The sequence below is a fragment of the Dickeya sp. Secpp 1600 genome (assembly GCF_003049805.1).
Lineage (GTDB): Bacteria > Pseudomonadota > Gammaproteobacteria > Enterobacterales > Enterobacteriaceae > Dickeya > Dickeya fangzhongdai.
On sequence record NZ_CP023484.1, the window covers coordinates 1,966,376 to 1,983,052 of the forward strand.

The window sequence follows — 16,677 nt, forward strand, 5'->3', positions numbered from 1 at the left end:
CTGTTCGGAATGAGTGCCCTAAGCCTGGGCTTCAGCATGCTCCCATGCGGCTTTGCGAAGATCTGCGGGTTTAAGGTCGCGTGCAGGAATGATCGCACCATCGCATTTACCCTGTCGGAACACCGTAATGGTATCTGCCACGTCCAGCAATTCCTCTTCCTCACTCGATACCACGATGACGCAGCAGCCTTTATCTGCCAACTGATGGATGATGCGATAAATATCCGCTTTTGCCCCAATGTCGACGCCTTTGGTCGGCTCATCCAGCAATACCAGATTGGCGTTTTGCGCAATGACCCTGGCGAGCAGAACTTTTTGCTGATTGCCGCCGGAAAGCGATTTAATCGGTCCGCTCAGCGTTCCCAGCGTATTCATCTTGCTTAGCAACTCAGCGGCGGCCTGCCGCGCAGCGCTGTGACTGACAAATCCGCCAGAACGGAATTTTTTCAGAACCGGCAGCATGGCGTTGGCATAACTCGACATCTGAGGAATGAAGCCATCTTTTTTACGTTCTTCTGTCAGGTAAGCAATCCCCTTATCAATGGCTTTTGCCGGTGAAGAAGGATGGTATTCTTTGTGACCCAGCCGGATATCACCACCGGTAACGGTTTCCAACCCAAACAGCGTCTGGCACAAGCGCGTTCGGCCTGCGCCGGCCAGCCCGTATATACCCAAAATTTCCCCGCGATATGCCTCAAGGTTGATGCCTTTCAGGCGATCAGTCTGCAGGTTTGTGACCGAGAGCCAGGGTTTGCCCATCGCGCCGCGGATCAGACTACGGCTGTTAGACGGCGCCTGATAAGCATTTGCATCGCCCACAATAGCGTCAATGATGGCGCTTTTGCTCAGCGTCTTTTTGCCTTCGTTATAAATCACTCGGCCGCCGCACATGACGGTTGCTTCATCACAAACACCCAACACTTCGTCTAATTTATGAGAGACCAGCACTACGCCAATCTGCTTTTCGCGTGCGATACGTTGTACTGCCTGCAGCAGTTCTTCTGCCTGCGCACCTTCCAGCGCGGTCGTCGGTTCATCGAGGAAAAGAAAACGGGCGTCGCGATCAAGGTTAGAAACCACTTCCAGCATCTGCTTTTCAGGATGTGACAGATTTTTGACCAGCGCGGTAGCGCTGAAACTCAGATGGTAATCATTTAGTACTTTCTCGGTATGCGCGATCATACTTGCATCATCTATAAAGCCACTGCCTTTACGACATTCACGTCCGAGAAAAAGGTTTTGCCAGACGCTCATGCCGGGAATGAGACGGAGTTCCTGATACACACAAGCAATACCTTTGTTGAGTGCATCCCGTGGCGAAGCAAGGTGCACCGGCGTTTCGCCGATCATCAGCTCTCCACTATCCTGCGTGTTAACGCCCGCCAGGATTTTCAGTAGCGTTGATTTACCCGCCCCATTATGGCCAAAGAGGCCGTGGATCTCGCCAGGCTTTACGCTGAAATCCACACCGTGGAGAACCTGCACACCCGAAAAACCGATTTTGACCTGCTTCGCCACATAATTCATCATTCTTCGCCTTTCACTTAAGTCAGTATGCTGAACCCATTACCGATGCTGCGTTGTCTTTGGTGACCAGCAGCGGTGGGTTGTTGATCATGGCTGGAACCTGTTCACCGTTCAGACTCTTCTTGGCATTTTCAACCAGCAACTGAGCCAGTTTAACCGGCTCCTGAATCGCACCGGCTTTCAATATGCTGTTGTTCTGAACGGCTTTGACGCCTTCTTTATCCACAAACGCATACAGCTTCACTTTGTCACTGACCCCCAGTTGCTGGATTGCCGCCCGTGACCCGAGCGCGGAAGGTTCGGTGTCTGAGTACACGACGTTAATTTCTGGCCTGCCCTGCAGCATTTCAGTGGTGACTTTCAGGGAGGTTGTTTCTTCTACTTTGCCATTGACCAGCGCGACGAACTTAATGTTTTTGTTGGATGCCACGGCTTCCTTGAAGCCTTCATCACGTGCATTTGCGGCAATGGATGTTGGTTCTCCCACGATACCCACTGTCGCCGTGCCATTTTCACCAATGTCTTTCAACAACTGCTGGCCAATGAGCTTGCCGCCTTCACGCTGATCGGTCTGAACACCTTGAACCAGCGTGACGTTTTGCTGCTTCATCCCCTCGGTATCCGGAAGGATGTTGATGGCAAACGCCGGAATTTTTGCCTGATTAAGCTGGTTTATGATCGACACGCACGGGCCTGAGGAGACGCAGTTCACTGCGACCGCATCCACCTTCTGTTCAATGAAGTTCTGCACCTGCGAAAGTTGCTTGGCATCGTCATTATCAGCAATCGAAATTTTTACGTTCAAGCCCTGTGCCGCTGCATTGTCTTCAAAGCTTTTTTTCATGGCAACGTAATAAGGGTTGGTGAGGTTCGGCAGCGTAACGCCCAATGTTTTTTTGCCGGCACCCACGGTGCTTTCAGTATCCTCACGGTTACAGCCGGCGAGCATGCAGGACAGTGCGACTATCGCTGCACCTGCGGTGATTGTGGTACGGAGTTTCATGTTTATCTCCTGGATATATGTAGGTCAGGGTTTAAGAAGCGTTATTGTTGTGTTTTGCGTGACTTCCTGACTTTGAGCCAGGGGATCACGATTTTTTTCGAGGTACGTAAGGTATCGAAAGTGACGCCGAACAGGATGATCAGGCCGATGACCAGCGGCTGCCAGTAGGCACTGACGTTCAGCACGTTCATCAGATTCGATATTGAGGCAATAAGCATGGCGCCAATCATCGCGCCGATAAGGCTGCCAGTGCCGCCAAACAGACTGACGCCACCTACCACCGCACCCGCTATTGAGAAGAACAGTTCGTCACCACGGCCCGCCGTCGGATAGCCTGTCATCAGACGCGATCCATAAATCAGGCCGCCGCATGCCGCACAAAGCCCGGAAATTGCATACACCAACAGGGTGATGCGTGGAATGCTGATCCCCGATAAGCGTGCAGCATCTGCGTTACCGCCTACCGCATAGATGTGAGTCCCGGTGATGGTGCGGCGCAGGAAGATGACACCAATAACAATGGCCAGCAGCAGCGCTATGACAGGGAACGGAATACCCAGCGGTTTTGACTGACCGATGAGGCTGTAACCAATTTGCGTCACGCGTATCGATTCGGCGCCGGTGATAATTTGTGGTATGGATGCCGCAACCCCCATCATCGCAAAAGTGACAATGAATGGCGGCACGCCGGTGCGTTCGATTATCAGACCATTTACCAGCCCACTCAGCGCACCCACCGCCAAAACGATGGGTACGGCAAGCTGCCACGGAATGCCAAATTTCTCCATCAGCAAAGCTGCAACCACGCAGGTCATCGCCACGATGGAGCCGCAGGAGAGGTCGATACCCCCGGTCAGCAGGACAAAGGATTGTCCCAGGCAAAGGAAGCCGATGACCGCGCCGTTCAGAAGCAACACCATCATGTTCGAAACAGTCAGGAAGTTAGGCGTGGCGATAAACCCGCCCAGCATGACCAGTAAGAAAACAACGGCGATACCCGCTTCTGCAGGGACTTTGAGCGGCTGCTTAGGCGGTTTGATTTTTGCAGGGGTAGTTATTGAACTCATTGCAGCTCTCCTGATAATGCATTGGCATAGGTAACGTAAGCGTCCAGGACATGGCGCGCATCTTGTTGTGGCTCGGCCACTTTCTCAAGCGGCACACTCCAGCGATCGGCCATTTCAATATTTGTGCATCCCAGCACGGCAGCAGCAGCCTGAATGGCTGCACCCGCGGCTGCCGTTTCACCCACCGGAGAAATCCAAACGGGCTTGCCCGTCAGGTCAGCCAGAATCTGACGATAGGCTCGTGACTTTGCGCCGCCGCCGGTGACAACAATGCGACCGTCGTCAGTGAAGCCATGTTGTTTCAGTACCAGACCGCCCGCCAGAAGGCCGCACAGTACGCCTTCCACGGTGGCGCGAGCCATATCCTGCATCGTTGTGGTGGTACGTAATCCGCGCATGTGTCCCGTGGCGTCAGGAAGGTTGGGGGTGCGCTCGCCGTCCAGCCACGGAACAAGCTGAAGACCGTTGGCGCCGGGTGGCGAACTCAGCGCGAGCTCGTCGAATTCGTCAGGGGTAACGCGCAGCATTTTGCGAAATGTATCGGTGACTTTGGCGGAGTTCAATGTAGTAATCATGGGGATAAAGCGATCGGCCGCATCGGCATAACCGTTGATGGTGCCGGTGCTGTCGGTAATCCCTTTCCTGGTGATGCCATATAACGTACCGCTGGTCCCGATAGAGATACCGGTATCACCGGTTTTCAGGTTCATACCCAGTGCGGCAGACATGTTATCGCCGGTCCCGACACCCACGATTGCACCCGCCAGTTCCTCCAGCTCAGGCATCAACTTCACCACGCCTGCAGGTTGATGCGACGGGATGATAGTGGGCCAGCGGGAAATCCAGTCAATTTGACTGTTAACCACCGCTGCCAGCTGTGGTTCCCAGCTATTGGTGAAGGGGTTGAAGTAACCCGTACCGGATGCCCCGCCGCGCTCGCACACAAAGCTACCGCTCAGACGGTAAACCAGATAATCAAACGGCAGCATGATGCGGTGGGCTTTTTCCAGCAGCCCCGGATAATTTTGTTCTGTCCAGGCCAGTTTAGAAATGGTCATTGCTGGCCCCGGAACGGAGCCCGTCAGGCGTGCCCATTCTTCCGGAGCAATCTTCTCGCACAATTCACGCGCTTGCGGTGCAGACTCCGTGTCATTCCACAGCTTCGCAGGACGCAGCGGGCGATCGTGATTATCAAGCATGACGAGGCCGTGCCCCTGGCCACCGACAGCCAGACCTGCAATACGTGGCCACCATTGTTTTAATTCAGTGAGCGCGGAGACTAATGCATCCCACCAGGCTTGCGGATCCTGCTCGCTACACGGCGGTGTGGTCGGTGGATGCAACTTACGAGCCTGTGCGATCACCTTGCCATTTTCAAGACTACGCAGCATGACGGTACAAGACTGGGTGGAGGAATCTATACCCGCAACAAGGTCCTGTTTCATTGAACTACCTCTGAACTATCGTTAAGAAATGACAGAGCTGAAAGCGATAACTGAATGACAAGCAAACTGGGTTATGGTTTTAGATACTCAGCTTTTTGCTCATATGATCAGTTTTGTTTGCTCGTTTGTAAGATATAAACAATACCCACCGTAATAAATTCGTCAATTGTCGTGTTAAGGGAACGTTACGTAGCTCTCACTTTTAGTTTCACCTGGCCGCTCTGATGGTATGTTCGTTTGAACAGTGAAATAACCTTGATTTTTTGCGGCCAGGTAGAAATTAGCTCTGAGCTTGATCTTCTGTATGGAGTTTAAGATTGTTTATTTTGGCAAGGGCAGTTATTGGAAGGGGTTTTTATTTGCAAATAATCAAGTGAGATGAACGTGCTGGGGATGTGATACAGAAAGCTCATAATAAATGGTCTCAATGCTTAAGAGACGGTTAATAAAAGCAATTTCCCGCATACATTGGCAGTACGCCATGGTTTATCCGAAATCAAACGGCACTATGATGATAACCTCAGGGGGGATTGTTGAGTTAAATGAACTTTTCGCCTCAACCAGATCTTGTTTCCACATTTCTGACGTTACCGAGATATCCTGCGGCAAAAAATGCGTGGTGAGAATGTCTATCTGGCTATGAGAAATGACTGTGGACCGATCATTTCTATGGCTGTTTATGCAAATTAAAACAGGGTCCATTAGCTGAACCCTTTTTCAAAATTACCAATTAGTCACATCCTAAGGTTCATACCATCTGCTACTGGCGGCCCCTGACATAGGGTGGCACGAATTCCTCTCTGCATCTGTCCAAATAATCTGACCACCATTGCATCATCGCTTTACGGGCATCGAGATATTCTGCTTTATGGATGTAAGCCGCTCGAACGCTGTTACGCTCCTGGTGACTCATCTGCCGTTCAACCGCATCCTGCGCCCATAGGCCAGACTCCATCAGGGCACTACATGCCATTGCCCGAAATCCGTGGCCGCAGATTTCATCTTTTGTGTCATAGCCCATCAGGCGTAGCGCCTTATTGACCGTGTTTTCGCACATCGGTTTATACGGATTATGATCGCCGGGGAATATAAGTTCCTGATGTCCGGATATTTCCCGTATCTGTTTCAGAATAGCAATAGACTGACAGGAGAGTGGAACGATATGTGGAGTACGCATTTTTGCACCACGGCCAGAGTAGCGGACGCCGGGGATGGACTCGCGAGTGGCAGGAATGGTCCAGATTCTATTTTTGAAATCGATCTCAAACCAACGGGCGAAACGCAGTTCGCTGGAACGGATGAATAGGTGAAGGGTGAGTGAGACAGCCAGGCGGGTTAACTCTCGTCCTTGCTTGTAGTCCTCAATGCGTGCCAACAGTTCCGGTAGTCGCTCCAACTGAAGGGCGGGGTAATGACGTTTAACTGGCGGGGCGATGATACCCTCCAGATTTGCCGCGGGATTGTGCTCTATCAACTCCTGATGCACAGCATGACGCATTATGTTGCACATATGCTGCCGGGTACGTGCTGCGACTTCCAGCAGACCTTTTTTCTCAATGCTTTTCAGCAGGTCGATAAAGTGACGAGGTTTCAGTTCAGCTACCGGCAAGTGTCCAATCACAGGGAATATATGATTGTTCATGCTGGCAAGCAGGCGGGATGCGTGGTTCTCAGACCATGTTCGGTTGCTGTTATGCCACTCCAGTGCCACATGTTTGAAGGTTTTTTCTGGTGTGGAAGTGGTTCTTTCAGCAGAGCGCTGTTGTGCTGGATTGATATTTTGCGCGAGGAGTTTACGGATACCATCACGCTGTTGACGAGCATTAGCTAAAGACACGTCAGGGTAGGCGCCTAAGCCAAGGCGAGATTCTTTTCTATTGATACGATATTTGAGATACCAGAGACGTGAACCGCCTGGATTAACCAACAGGTACAGACCATGGGAATCGGAAATTTTGAAGGGTTTAGCGGATGGTTTTAAGTTGCGGATTTTTGTGTCGTTAAGAGACATTTGGGGGTCACTCCGTCATCGAACCAACATGACCCCAAATCTGACCACCAAATTCTCCCGATGCGGAGGGAAAACTAAAAATGCATCGGGAAGATTTTTCGCGCTAACTTATTGAATCTAAATCACATAAGGATTCGCAAAGAGGCATGAAAACAAGAATTTGGCTCCTCTGACTGGACTCGAACCAGTGACATACGGATTAACAGTCCGCCGTTCTACCGACTGAACTACAGAGGAATCGCTTGAACGGGGCGCATCTTATCCGTGGTGCCCGTAAGCTGTCAACGGGCAACATCGACATTCTGCGCTGACTGCTTGGCTTCTGTACAATCCGTAGGATTCAGCATCATTCTGATGACAAATCAGCCAGTGGATGGCTCGCTTGCCAGTGCTGCAAGCGTTCCAACGTGCTTTGGCGGTAAAAACCGCAAAAGTGTTGGTATACCGCCGGGAATCGCTCCGCCAGCAGGTCTGGCGCGCTGAAAAAATACTCGGACAACACGGCGAAGCACTCCGCTGGATCGGTCGCGGCGTAAGGGTCCATACTGGCGGCGTCTTCGCCCACCAGCTCTATTTCCTCGCGCAGTTCCTCCATCGCGGCATGCAGCACCTGCTCCCAGCGTGCTACATCACGCATCGGCATGGAAGGAACGCCAGACGGGCGTTCGTTGCCGCGCATATCCAGTTTGTGCGCGACTTCGTGGATAACCAGATTGAATCCGGAAAGATCGAACGAATCCTGAATCTCCAGCCAGTTCAGTACGATCGGTCCCTGATCCCAGCTCTGACCCGATTGTACGCTGGGGCCGCTATGCACCAGACCGAATTCATCCATCCATTCGCCATCAACCATAAAAGGTTCGGGGTGAATCAGTACGTCATGAAAGCCGTCAAGCCATTCGATACCCAGCTCCAGCACCGGGAGCGCAAACAATAGCGCGATGCGCTGCGCCATTAGCTCAGTCAGCGCCAGCCCCTGCAGCGGCACCAGGCGTTTCTGGCGCAGAAACTGCCTGGACAGTATGACGATACGCTGGCGTTCAGTCTCAGCCAGCGGCGTTAACAGCGGGATTGACAATGCCTGCTGCCAGTCCGAAAAAGCGTCGGGGGTAGGGGATTTCCATTGCCACTTCATCATGGTGTTGCTCGCTAAGTCATCACTTGAATTCAAAGGCGTCGGTTTGTTCTTGTTAACATGCCATAAAACAGGGCATTATAGGCACCACTTTTACGGAGAGATGCCGGAGCGGCTGAACGGACCGGTCTCGAAAACCGGAGTAGGGGCAACTCTACCGGGGGTTCAAATCCCCCTCTCTCCGCCACTTAACCCTCTTTTAGTTCTTTGTCTTTTTCCTGTCTGAATTATCCTTTTCTTGCTGATATGTTGTTTTTCCTTTTCTCTCGCCATTACGTATGGCACAGCCTAACACCCAATTGGGTGATGTTTCTGGCAGAAGCGTCATGAAATCACCATTTTTACATCACGAATTATCATCGTTGATGCGTTGATTTATGGTAACCGGCCTAATCTCGTGGATTGCCGTCATTTTTTAAGTTTTTATCGTTCAACAGGGATAAATATTAATAGACCAGAATTTTTATTTCTGGTTGACGGCACAACAGTGAAAGCAAGAAGCCTAGTCATAAAGCCATTATGATCATGCTCGAAACGGTAGGTTTTCGAAAGAATCTATTTTATTTATTATCAAAGTAGGCGATTAAAATGACTGAAGAAGATATCTATCCACTGCTGGGTAAATTGGCTAATGGTCGTGTTTATGCGTATGCCGTACCGTGTTGCGATTATCATGCACCTCATCAGAAATGTCCGTTTATCCTTTTCTCATTGATCCAGGAGAATAATTACGATACCTCGCAACAACTGAGCAGCCAGAAAGTCACCGTCACGGCAGATTGCTATGCTCATACGGTAGCCGAAGCTCGGGCCTTGCGTGAGCAGGTCGGAATGGCCCTTTCAGCATTGCAACCGAATAAAACTGTCGAATATAACGACTTCGATGTGGAATACGAAAAGTTCCGTATGACACTGGAGGTTGATATTTCTCGCTAACTATTTCCTCAGCGAGTGAATTTAATTTCCATCCTGGGTTAACTTCCATCCTGGCATTGTGCTGGGCAGGTTTTTACTGTTTTATGGAATAAAGGACGTAATTTATGTGGTATAAATCAGGTAGCTTATCTTTATTTTCTGGTAGTAAGGTTGTTCTGGGGAATAATACGATTTGGACAGATAAGAATAATGGCGTTATTGCCGGCGGCATGTTGCTGATTTTTGCTGATTGCAGCATTAAAATTTATGAAATTGCCTCAGTGGTATCGGATACTGAGCTGGTGTTGGCCAGCGAATATAGTGGTTGTACGGCAAATGGCGTGCATTACGCGATTCCGGCATTTAGCAGCAGTGACACGTTTGATCACGCCGCCTATGTGGCGCAGGTTGCGGCGATGCTGGCAGGTTATCAATCCCAGTTGACGCAGTGGAAACAGGTGCTGACCGAGCGCGGTCAGGTGACCCTGACGGACAGCAATGGTCAGAACGTGGTGGTGAAAACGCTGCCGGATTTGACCGACGCCGTCAGCCGGATGATGGATAAAACCCTCAATGGTGCGGATATCCCGGATAAAGCCCAGTTTGTCGCTAATCTTGGATTGAGCGATGTGGTGCATAAGTCCGACCTTGCTAATCATACCCATACTGCCTCGCAAATTACCGACTTCACCGACGCGGTGCGCAAGGTACTTGTGGCGACGCTGGCGGCTGGTCAGAGTGTTTCACTGAATTATGATACAAACAGTAATCAGTTGGTTGTCAGTGCGACAGGCGGCAGTAGTGGTAATGGTGGCACTGGTTATACCGTGCTGACGCGTAGTGGTGCGACGGCAAATCAGGTGTTTGCCTTCCCGATTAGCCCGAATGGTCAGATGGACTATAGCTTCGAGGCATTTGCGTTGAAGGAAGAGGCTGCTGCTGCCAGTCCGGTTGTTGTGAACAGCTTTGATAACGGTACCGGCATGATTGCAACAGAAGGGCTGATGTTCAATGGCGTCATGAAGCCATACATTGGTGGTGATATAGCGCTCAGCGCTGTGGGTGAAATTTACGAGGCGTCAATACCTGAAATTCCAATCAACGACATACAGATTTCTACCTATGCGTCGATTATTCCTGTGTTGACGTCAAATACTTCAGCGACAGGGATAACGGTATCCGCAAGCGCTATTCATGAAATCAACTACCCATGGAAGGCATTTGATGGAAATGCGGGGACTTACTGGAAACCGCCTATCGGTCCAGCAAACATTAGCGTAGCGTTTCAAAACAAGACTACTGTCGATAGCTTTTATCTCAATGCTAGCTTTGTAGGAACGTGGAGCTTCCAGGGCAGTAATGATAATGGCACATGGGATACGTTAGATACTGGCAACGGTGGTGAGTTTAACTTAACAAGAACACTACAATCTTCGGTTTCATATTCTTATTATCGTCTACTTTCGAATGCGGGATGTAACCTATATGAGTTACGCCTTATAAAAAACAGTCAATACGTACTAATTCAGGCCAGTGATAACAATTACTACACTGCTTCTGGCGGTACTCTCAAACAGGTTTCAGTACCATCTGTTGCATCCGATATCTCTGCGACTGGCTTCGTTACTTCTGGGAAAATAACGAATGTTATTGTAAAAAAACTGTTCTCAAATCAGGACGGAAAATTAAATGTTATTGTGTCACCTGCACCGCAGATTGCTAAAACAGCAATCCTGACAAATATTAAATCCTATAGCTTATTATCCACAGTGACAGCTACGGTAACGCAGACAGGTGCAGGTGCAGTAAAAATGGCTGTGTCGCGAGATGGGAATGAGTGGTTTACATGGAACGGTAGTACATTTATTTCTATTGGCACATTAACTATTGACCGTAACGGGGCAGATAAATTAAATACCCAAGGTGTGTCAGCATCAGTACTGAATGCTCTGACTAATACGCAATGGGCCCTGCTATATGTGAATACACAGGGGATACCTGACAATATTGCTTTTGCGTTTGGTTTCTCTGTGCCTAATGGCGCTACTGATGATGCTAAAGTAGATCAAATTATACTGTCAGCAGTATCTTCCGCCTGGAAAAAACAGACCGAAGCCGAAGTGGAAATTCGCTGGTATCCCGACAAAGTGACGTTTAAAACCGTGGCGGCGGGTAACTACAAGCTGGCCTATCAACAGCCGTAATACCTGACTGTATCCCTAAATAACACGGGCGGACTGATATTCTCAGTCCGCTTTTTCATCTGTATGAAAAGCCTTACCCACAGCTATCAGAAACTGACATTCAACCGATTATGCTGGCGTATCTAACCCGATTACTGGCCGCAAGGGAGGTTACCAATGGGTTTCTGGCGTATTTTATTCACCATTATTCTGCCGCCGTTTGGGGTTTTGTTGGGTAAAGGTCTTGGCTGGGCATTCCTGTTGAATGTCGTGCTGACGTTGCTGGGTTACCTGCCTGGCCTGATCCATGCGTTCTGGATTCAAACGCGCCCTGAACGGCATTAGCCGGGAAAGAATGACGATAAATAAAAATGCCCGGGAAACCGGGCATGTGAATTTCAGAGGGTATGGCGTGATTAACCGTGCAGGCGACGGGTAATTTCAGCAACGCGCGCGCCGTAGAGTTTGGCGGTTTCCAGATCGCCTGCCGGAATGGCATCGGCGCCGGCGTCGGACGGAGACTGAATCAGCGCACCGCCGGAACCACCGAGGTTGTTGGCGTCGTTGCGGGTGGAAGCCAGCGCGTTAGCCGGCAGTTGACCCAGGCTGACCCAGATGCCGCCGTGCTGTGCAGCCAGCGTCTGCAGATAAATCAGCGTCACTTGTTTGTCACCGTTCAGGCTGGCGCTGTTGACGAAGCCGCCAAACACCTTGTCCTGCCAGCCGCGGGTAAACCAGATTTTTGAGCTGGCGTCGGCGAATTTCTTGAACTGCCAGGGGGCGTTGCCCATGTAGGTCGGCGCGCCGAAGATGATGCCGTCTGCGGCGTTCAGTGTTTCCCAGTCCGCGTCGGTGATATCGCCATTGCTGTCGATAGCGATCAGGCTGGCTTTGGCGCTTTCCGCAACCAGTTCAGCGATAAGTTTGGTGTGACCGTAGCCAGAATAGTAGACAACTGCAATCTTGCTCATAGCATTTCCTCAAGTATGGCCAGATAAAAACAGAACTTAAAAACGATAAGTTCTGCTCAGGTATGGCGACATATTATCGCGTCAAATTTGCATAAACAATGAATTACCTGAAAGTGCCTAGGTTACTTTGTGGTAACCATATAACGGTAATATGATCAGGGATATTAATAGAATGCAGCGATGCCGCATCGTTTTAAAATAGATTATGAAGAATATGAATAAGTGATTCGGCTTTATATCCGTCATACGTCACGTTGCAGATGTGCTGGCTTTATTACTCGGCCCATCCCTGGGCCTTGCCCCTTTGGGGCCGTTGCCAGCAGCGTTCAACTCTGCTCCCGGCAGCGTTGTCGTTCATCCGAATCACTTACCTGAGTAAGCGCATCGGGATTCACCGCAACTCGAATTATTTAGGGTATACACGCCTCCACTGGAAAAACATGTCAGAGGAGGCATATCAAATCGCTTCAATGAACCAGCCGTTGAATGCCGTCACGCGCCAGCGCGTAATTACCGCATTTTTGATAAAACTCCAGCGCCTTCTGCTTCATGCCGACACATTCCAGAATAACGCCGATATTATAATTGGCTTTATAGGAATTGACGCCTTCTTTATTCCCCGGCGGCATCTTTGTGCAGTGGATAAACAAATCAACCGCGTTTTGAAGCTGACCATTATTCATCATAATCAATGCTTTTAAAAACATAAAATCAGTGGATGAATAATGGGGTTCATAATGAAGAATATCCATGGCCGCCGCATATTCGCCCTGATTGATCAGCGCATAACCATAGGTCTCGACCAGGTCTTCGGTATATTCGTACGTAAAATTGGTTTCAAAACGCAATGCCTGCCGGAAATAGTCAATCGAGGAGGGATAGTCCCGCTTCAGGTAATAACTTTTTCCCAGTTGAAACAGCAGATAAGGGTCGTCAGCCTGTGTTTCAAGCGCCTGTTTCAGCAGGGTGATGTTTCGCGAAATTTTATCGGTTTCCTGCAGTATTTCTTTTTTGTATCCCACATGATTCAGGCGTATCGGGGCGATAAATGAAGGCGCGGGCGGCGCGCTGATTTCCCGCGGCGTAACCTGTTCATGAATAATGCCGCTGTAATGATAACGATCTTTGCGAAATAAACGATTGATCGATTCCCGGACGGTCGTGGTATCGCTTCCTTCATCCAGATAATTGATGCGCTCCACGCGCCCGATCGCCTGCGGGTGCGCTTTTATCAGTGCGTATAACGCATCGATATCAATCGATTCGATTTCTTCATCGGCATCGATCACCAGCACCCAATCGTGACGGGCATAATCCAGCGATGCATTACGCGCGGCGGAGAAATCGGCTATCCATTCGAAATCATGGATATTGGTTGTGAACTGACTGGCGATGGCCCTGGAGTTATCGGTGGAACCGGTATCGACAATAACGATATCGTCAAAATGGGCGGCGATGGATGCCAGCGTGCCGGCAAGATGCCTGGCCTCGTTTTTGATTATCATGCAGACGGAAATCATTATTTTCACCCGCCAGAAAAAGGTTGATGATGCCACGGCGACCAGAGGAAACCGTTGACGAAACATTAGTGCGTCAGTGTTGCCTCATTCATTGAAAAATGAAAGCGGCCGGCGATCAGAATAATGGAATCGGGCGCCCTTCGTCATTGACCGCCACAAAATTGAACTGACCGGTAATCACTTTGGTGCGGCCTTCGGCATACATCTGCTCCAGATACACCGATACATCGACCGTCAGGCTGGTGCGTCCGACCCGGCTGACCTGCCCGACCAGCTCGACAATGGTGCCCGACGGGATAGGGGTAGTGAAGTTGATCTTTTCGGTGGAAACGGTGACCAGCGGTTTATGGCAGAAACGGGTGGCGGTAATAAACGAAATTTCATCCATCCACGCCAGCGCAGTACCGCCAAATAGCGTCGAATGGTGGTTGATATTGGTGGGGAAGACCACTTTGGCGACCCGGGTGATGGAATGCTGAATACGCTCTTCAATAGTTAAGGATTGCGTCATGATACGGCGACCTTGTGGATAATCAGAACATCGTCATCTTACATCAATTTCATCCCCGGCGGGATTTAGAGCCTATCCCACCAGGGCTATTTTACTTGTCATTTTGGCCCAGGGCAGTGCTCGAACGCCTCACGTACTGCGTGTACGCTCCGGGTTCTCCGCGCTGCCCGAGTCCAAACTGGCTGCGCCAATTACGTCTATTGGGATAGGCTCTTAGCCTGTTTGCCCGCAGATGTCGCAGTCCGGATTTTTCGGCAGTCGCATCTCACGAAATTGCATCGTCATGGCGTCAAACAGCAGCAGTTTACCGGCCAGCGGCTGCCCATAGCGGGCTAGTAGCTTGATGGTTTCCAGCGCCTGCAATGAGCCGATTACGCCGACCAGCGGCGCCATGACGCCGGCTTCGACGCAGGTTAGCGCGCCGTCGCCAAACAGACGGCTGAGACAGCGGTAGCAGGGTTCCTCCGGCTGATAGGTAAAGACGCTGATTTGCCCCTCCATCCGAATCGCCGCGCCGGATACCAGCGGCGTTTTTTGCATAAAGCAGAGGCGGTTGAGCCGATCGCGAATCGACACATTGTCGGTGCAATCCACCACGGTATCGTGTTGCATCACCAGCGCCAGCAGCGCGTCATCGTCCAGATTGTCCTGAACCGGCGTGATATGAACATGCGGATTGATGCCCTGCAAGGTCAGGCGGGCGGATTCCACCTTCGGCATGCCGATACGATCGTCACAGTGCAGCACCTGACGTTGTAGGTTGGACAATGAAACGGTATCAAAATCCAGCAGGGTCAACCGACCGACCCCTGCCGAGGCTAGATACTGCGCGGCGGCGCAACCCAGTCCGCCCAGCCCGACGATCAATACCCGTGAGGCTTTCAGGCGCTCCTGCGCATCAAAATCGAATCCGCGCAGGACGATTTGCCGGTTATAGCGCAGGGTTTCTTCATCCGTCAGTTCAGGTAACATCAGTAATGGCTCTGCAACAAGGCGTTAAACGGTTCTACGTCCACCCATTCGCCCGCTTCCACCCGGCCGCGCTCGGCTTCCAGCACGATGAAGCAGTTGCCCTGACTGAATGAACTGAACACGTGGGACCCCTGGTGCCCGGTGGTGCGCACTTCCAGGTCGCCCCCGGCGGTGCGGGCCAAAATGCCGCGCTGGAAGTCCAGTCGACCGGGCGATTTTTTCAACGCTGTCGCCGTCTTAACCCGAAAACGCGCCGGCAATGACCAGCCGGTATGACCGGACAGCCGTGCCAGCAGCGGTTGCACCAGTTGGTAAAAGGTGACGGCGGCGGACACCGGGTTGCCCGGTAGCCCGCAGAACCAGGCGTGGCTCAACTTGCCGAAGGCAAACGGCTTGCCGGGTTTGATCGACAGTTTCCAGAAGCGGATATCGCCCAACGTTTCCAGCATCTGTTTGGTGTAGTCCGCTTCGCCCACCGACACGCCGCCGCTGCTGATCACTACGTCAGCCGCCTGATCCGCTTCCTGAAATACCTGACGCAACGCCGCCGGGTCGTCACGCACGATACCGAGGTCGATCACCTCATAGCCCAGCTGTTCCAGCATCAGGCGTACGGTAAAGCGGTTGGTATCGTAAATCTGCCCGGCCTGTAACGGTTCGCCGACCGGCTGTAATTCGTCGCCGGTGGAAAACAGCGCCACTCGCAGACGGCGCACCACCTCGACCGTCGCAATGCCAAGCGACGCCAGCAACGGCAGTTCGGCGGCGCCCAGTCGGGTGCCGGCTGGCAGCACCTGCGCCTGACGGCGGATATCCTCACCGATGCGGCGGATGTTCTGGCCCGGTTTGACCGCGCGGGTGAAATGGACCCGGCCGTCGGCATCGTTTTCCGTGTCTTCCTGCATCACCACCGCGTCGGCGCCGACAGGAATCGGCGCGCCGGTCATGATGCGGATGCAACTGCCTGCGGGCCAGTCGGCGTCAAACGGCGCGCCGGCAAACGCTTTACCCGCTACCGGCAACGGCTGACCGGTCAGTTCATGACAACGCACGGCATAGCCGTCCATCGCAGAATTGTCGAACGGGGGCACGTCGAGGGGGGAGTTTACCGCGCTCGCCGTGATGCGACCGGCGGCCTGATAAATCGAAACCGTTTCTGTGGCGGTGAGTGGTGAAACCTGCGCCAGCATGGTTTGCAGCGCCTGTTCCAGAGAGAGTAAACCCGAAGTATCCATGACAGCTCCACAGGTCTGTTCGCCGCATCACTAAGCGGGCAGAACAGGCATCGTATTGAAAACAGGTATGGTATTGATGTGTCTATAGGTTGCCATTATGGCAGAAATCGCCGGGCGGGAGAATGAGGCGTGTCGGAGGAGCGGGGGATAAAAAAACGCGGCCGGAGCCGCGCTTGAAACGA

Annotated in this window: 14 protein-coding genes and 2 tRNA genes; 4 read left to right on the top strand and 12 right to left on the bottom strand. The window is 51.5% G+C overall.

All coding sequences use genetic code 11. The features are described 5' to 3' along the window. Positions 1-18: 18 nt before the first annotated feature. The 7 genes from CPA59_RS08860 to mtfA all read right to left on the bottom strand — a co-directional run bounded on the left by CPA59_RS08860 (position 19) and on the right by mtfA (position 8,191). A complete protein-coding gene (locus CPA59_RS08860) occupies positions 19-1,530 on the bottom strand; it encodes a sugar ABC transporter ATP-binding protein (RefSeq protein ID WP_255412289.1) in 1,512 nt (503 codons plus the stop codon). A gap of 19 nt (positions 1,531-1,549) precedes the next feature. After that, positions 1,550-2,530: a substrate-binding domain-containing protein gene (locus tag CPA59_RS08865; RefSeq protein WP_107759119.1), complete on the bottom strand. Its 981-nt coding sequence runs from the start codon at positions 2,528-2,530 to the stop codon at positions 1,550-1,552. Positions 2,531-2,571: 41 nt separating this feature from the next. Further along, the gene (locus tag CPA59_RS08870) at positions 2,572-3,597 is read right to left on the bottom strand and encodes an ABC transporter permease (RefSeq protein ID WP_032693575.1); all 1,026 of its coding nucleotides are present in this window, start codon (positions 3,595-3,597) and stop codon (positions 2,572-2,574) included. Next, complete coding sequence (gene xylB / locus CPA59_RS08875; protein ID WP_072351807.1) at positions 3,594-5,042, bottom strand: xylulokinase; 1,449 nt, start codon at positions 5,040-5,042, stop codon at positions 3,594-3,596. Before xylB ends, CPA59_RS08870 begins: the two co-directional genes overlap by 4 nt. Before the next feature lie 760 nt (positions 5,043-5,802). Beyond that, complete coding sequence (locus CPA59_RS08885; protein ID WP_049112341.1) at positions 5,803-7,053, bottom strand: integrase arm-type DNA-binding domain-containing protein; 1,251 nt, start codon at positions 7,051-7,053, stop codon at positions 5,803-5,805. 161 nt (positions 7,054-7,214) lie between these two features. Next, positions 7,215-7,290, bottom strand: a tRNA-Asn gene (locus tag CPA59_RS08890). 109 nt (positions 7,291-7,399) lie between these two features. After that, positions 7,400-8,191: a DgsA anti-repressor MtfA gene (gene mtfA / locus CPA59_RS08895; protein ID WP_107759121.1), complete on the bottom strand. Its 792-nt coding sequence runs from the start codon at positions 8,189-8,191 to the stop codon at positions 7,400-7,402. Between the two features lie 94 nt (positions 8,192-8,285). Here mtfA and CPA59_RS08900 point away from each other — a divergent pair. The 4 genes from CPA59_RS08900 to CPA59_RS08915 all read left to right on the top strand — a co-directional run bounded on the left by CPA59_RS08900 (position 8,286) and on the right by CPA59_RS08915 (position 11,631). Beyond that, positions 8,286-8,375 (top strand) — tRNA-Ser (locus CPA59_RS08900). A gap of 401 nt (positions 8,376-8,776) precedes the next feature. Beyond that, a complete protein-coding gene (locus CPA59_RS08905) occupies positions 8,777-9,124 on the top strand; it encodes a DUF3168 domain-containing protein (RefSeq protein WP_107759122.1) in 348 nt (115 codons plus the stop codon). A gap of 104 nt (positions 9,125-9,228) precedes the next feature. Beyond that, positions 9,229-11,307, top strand: coding sequence for a discoidin domain-containing protein (locus CPA59_RS08910; protein ID WP_107759123.1), 2,079 nt, complete (start codon positions 9,229-9,231; stop codon positions 11,305-11,307). A gap of 156 nt (positions 11,308-11,463) precedes the next feature. Further along, positions 11,464-11,631: a YqaE/Pmp3 family membrane protein gene (locus tag CPA59_RS08915; RefSeq protein ID WP_038918679.1), complete on the top strand. Its 168-nt coding sequence runs from the start codon at positions 11,464-11,466 to the stop codon at positions 11,629-11,631. A gap of 71 nt (positions 11,632-11,702) precedes the next feature. Here CPA59_RS08915 and CPA59_RS08920 read toward each other — a convergent pair whose 3' ends face one another. From CPA59_RS08920 to moeA, 5 genes are all read right to left on the bottom strand, one after another. Further along, positions 11,703-12,257 carry a flavodoxin family protein gene (locus CPA59_RS08920; protein WP_038659899.1) on the bottom strand — a complete coding sequence of 185 codons (555 nt, stop codon included), beginning with the start codon at positions 12,255-12,257 and terminating at the stop codon, positions 11,703-11,705. Positions 12,258-12,724: 467 nt separating this feature from the next. After that, a complete protein-coding gene (locus CPA59_RS08925) occupies positions 12,725-13,777 on the bottom strand; it encodes a glycosyltransferase family 2 protein (protein WP_107760788.1) in 1,053 nt (350 codons plus the stop codon). A 115-nt stretch (positions 13,778-13,892) separates the two neighbouring features. Further along, a complete protein-coding gene (locus CPA59_RS08930) occupies positions 13,893-14,288 on the bottom strand; it encodes an acyl-CoA thioesterase (protein ID WP_038918682.1) in 396 nt (131 codons plus the stop codon). Between the two features lie 213 nt (positions 14,289-14,501). Continuing rightward, entirely contained in the window at positions 14,502-15,260 is a 759-nt protein-coding gene (moeB, locus tag CPA59_RS08940) for a molybdopterin-synthase adenylyltransferase MoeB (RefSeq protein ID WP_107759125.1), read from the bottom strand. Next, positions 15,260-16,495, bottom strand: a complete 1,236-nt coding sequence (gene moeA, locus CPA59_RS08945; RefSeq protein WP_107759126.1) for a molybdopterin molybdotransferase MoeA — start codon at positions 16,493-16,495, stop codon at positions 15,260-15,262. Before moeA ends, moeB begins: the two co-directional genes overlap by 1 nt. Positions 16,496-16,677 lie beyond the last annotated feature (182 nt).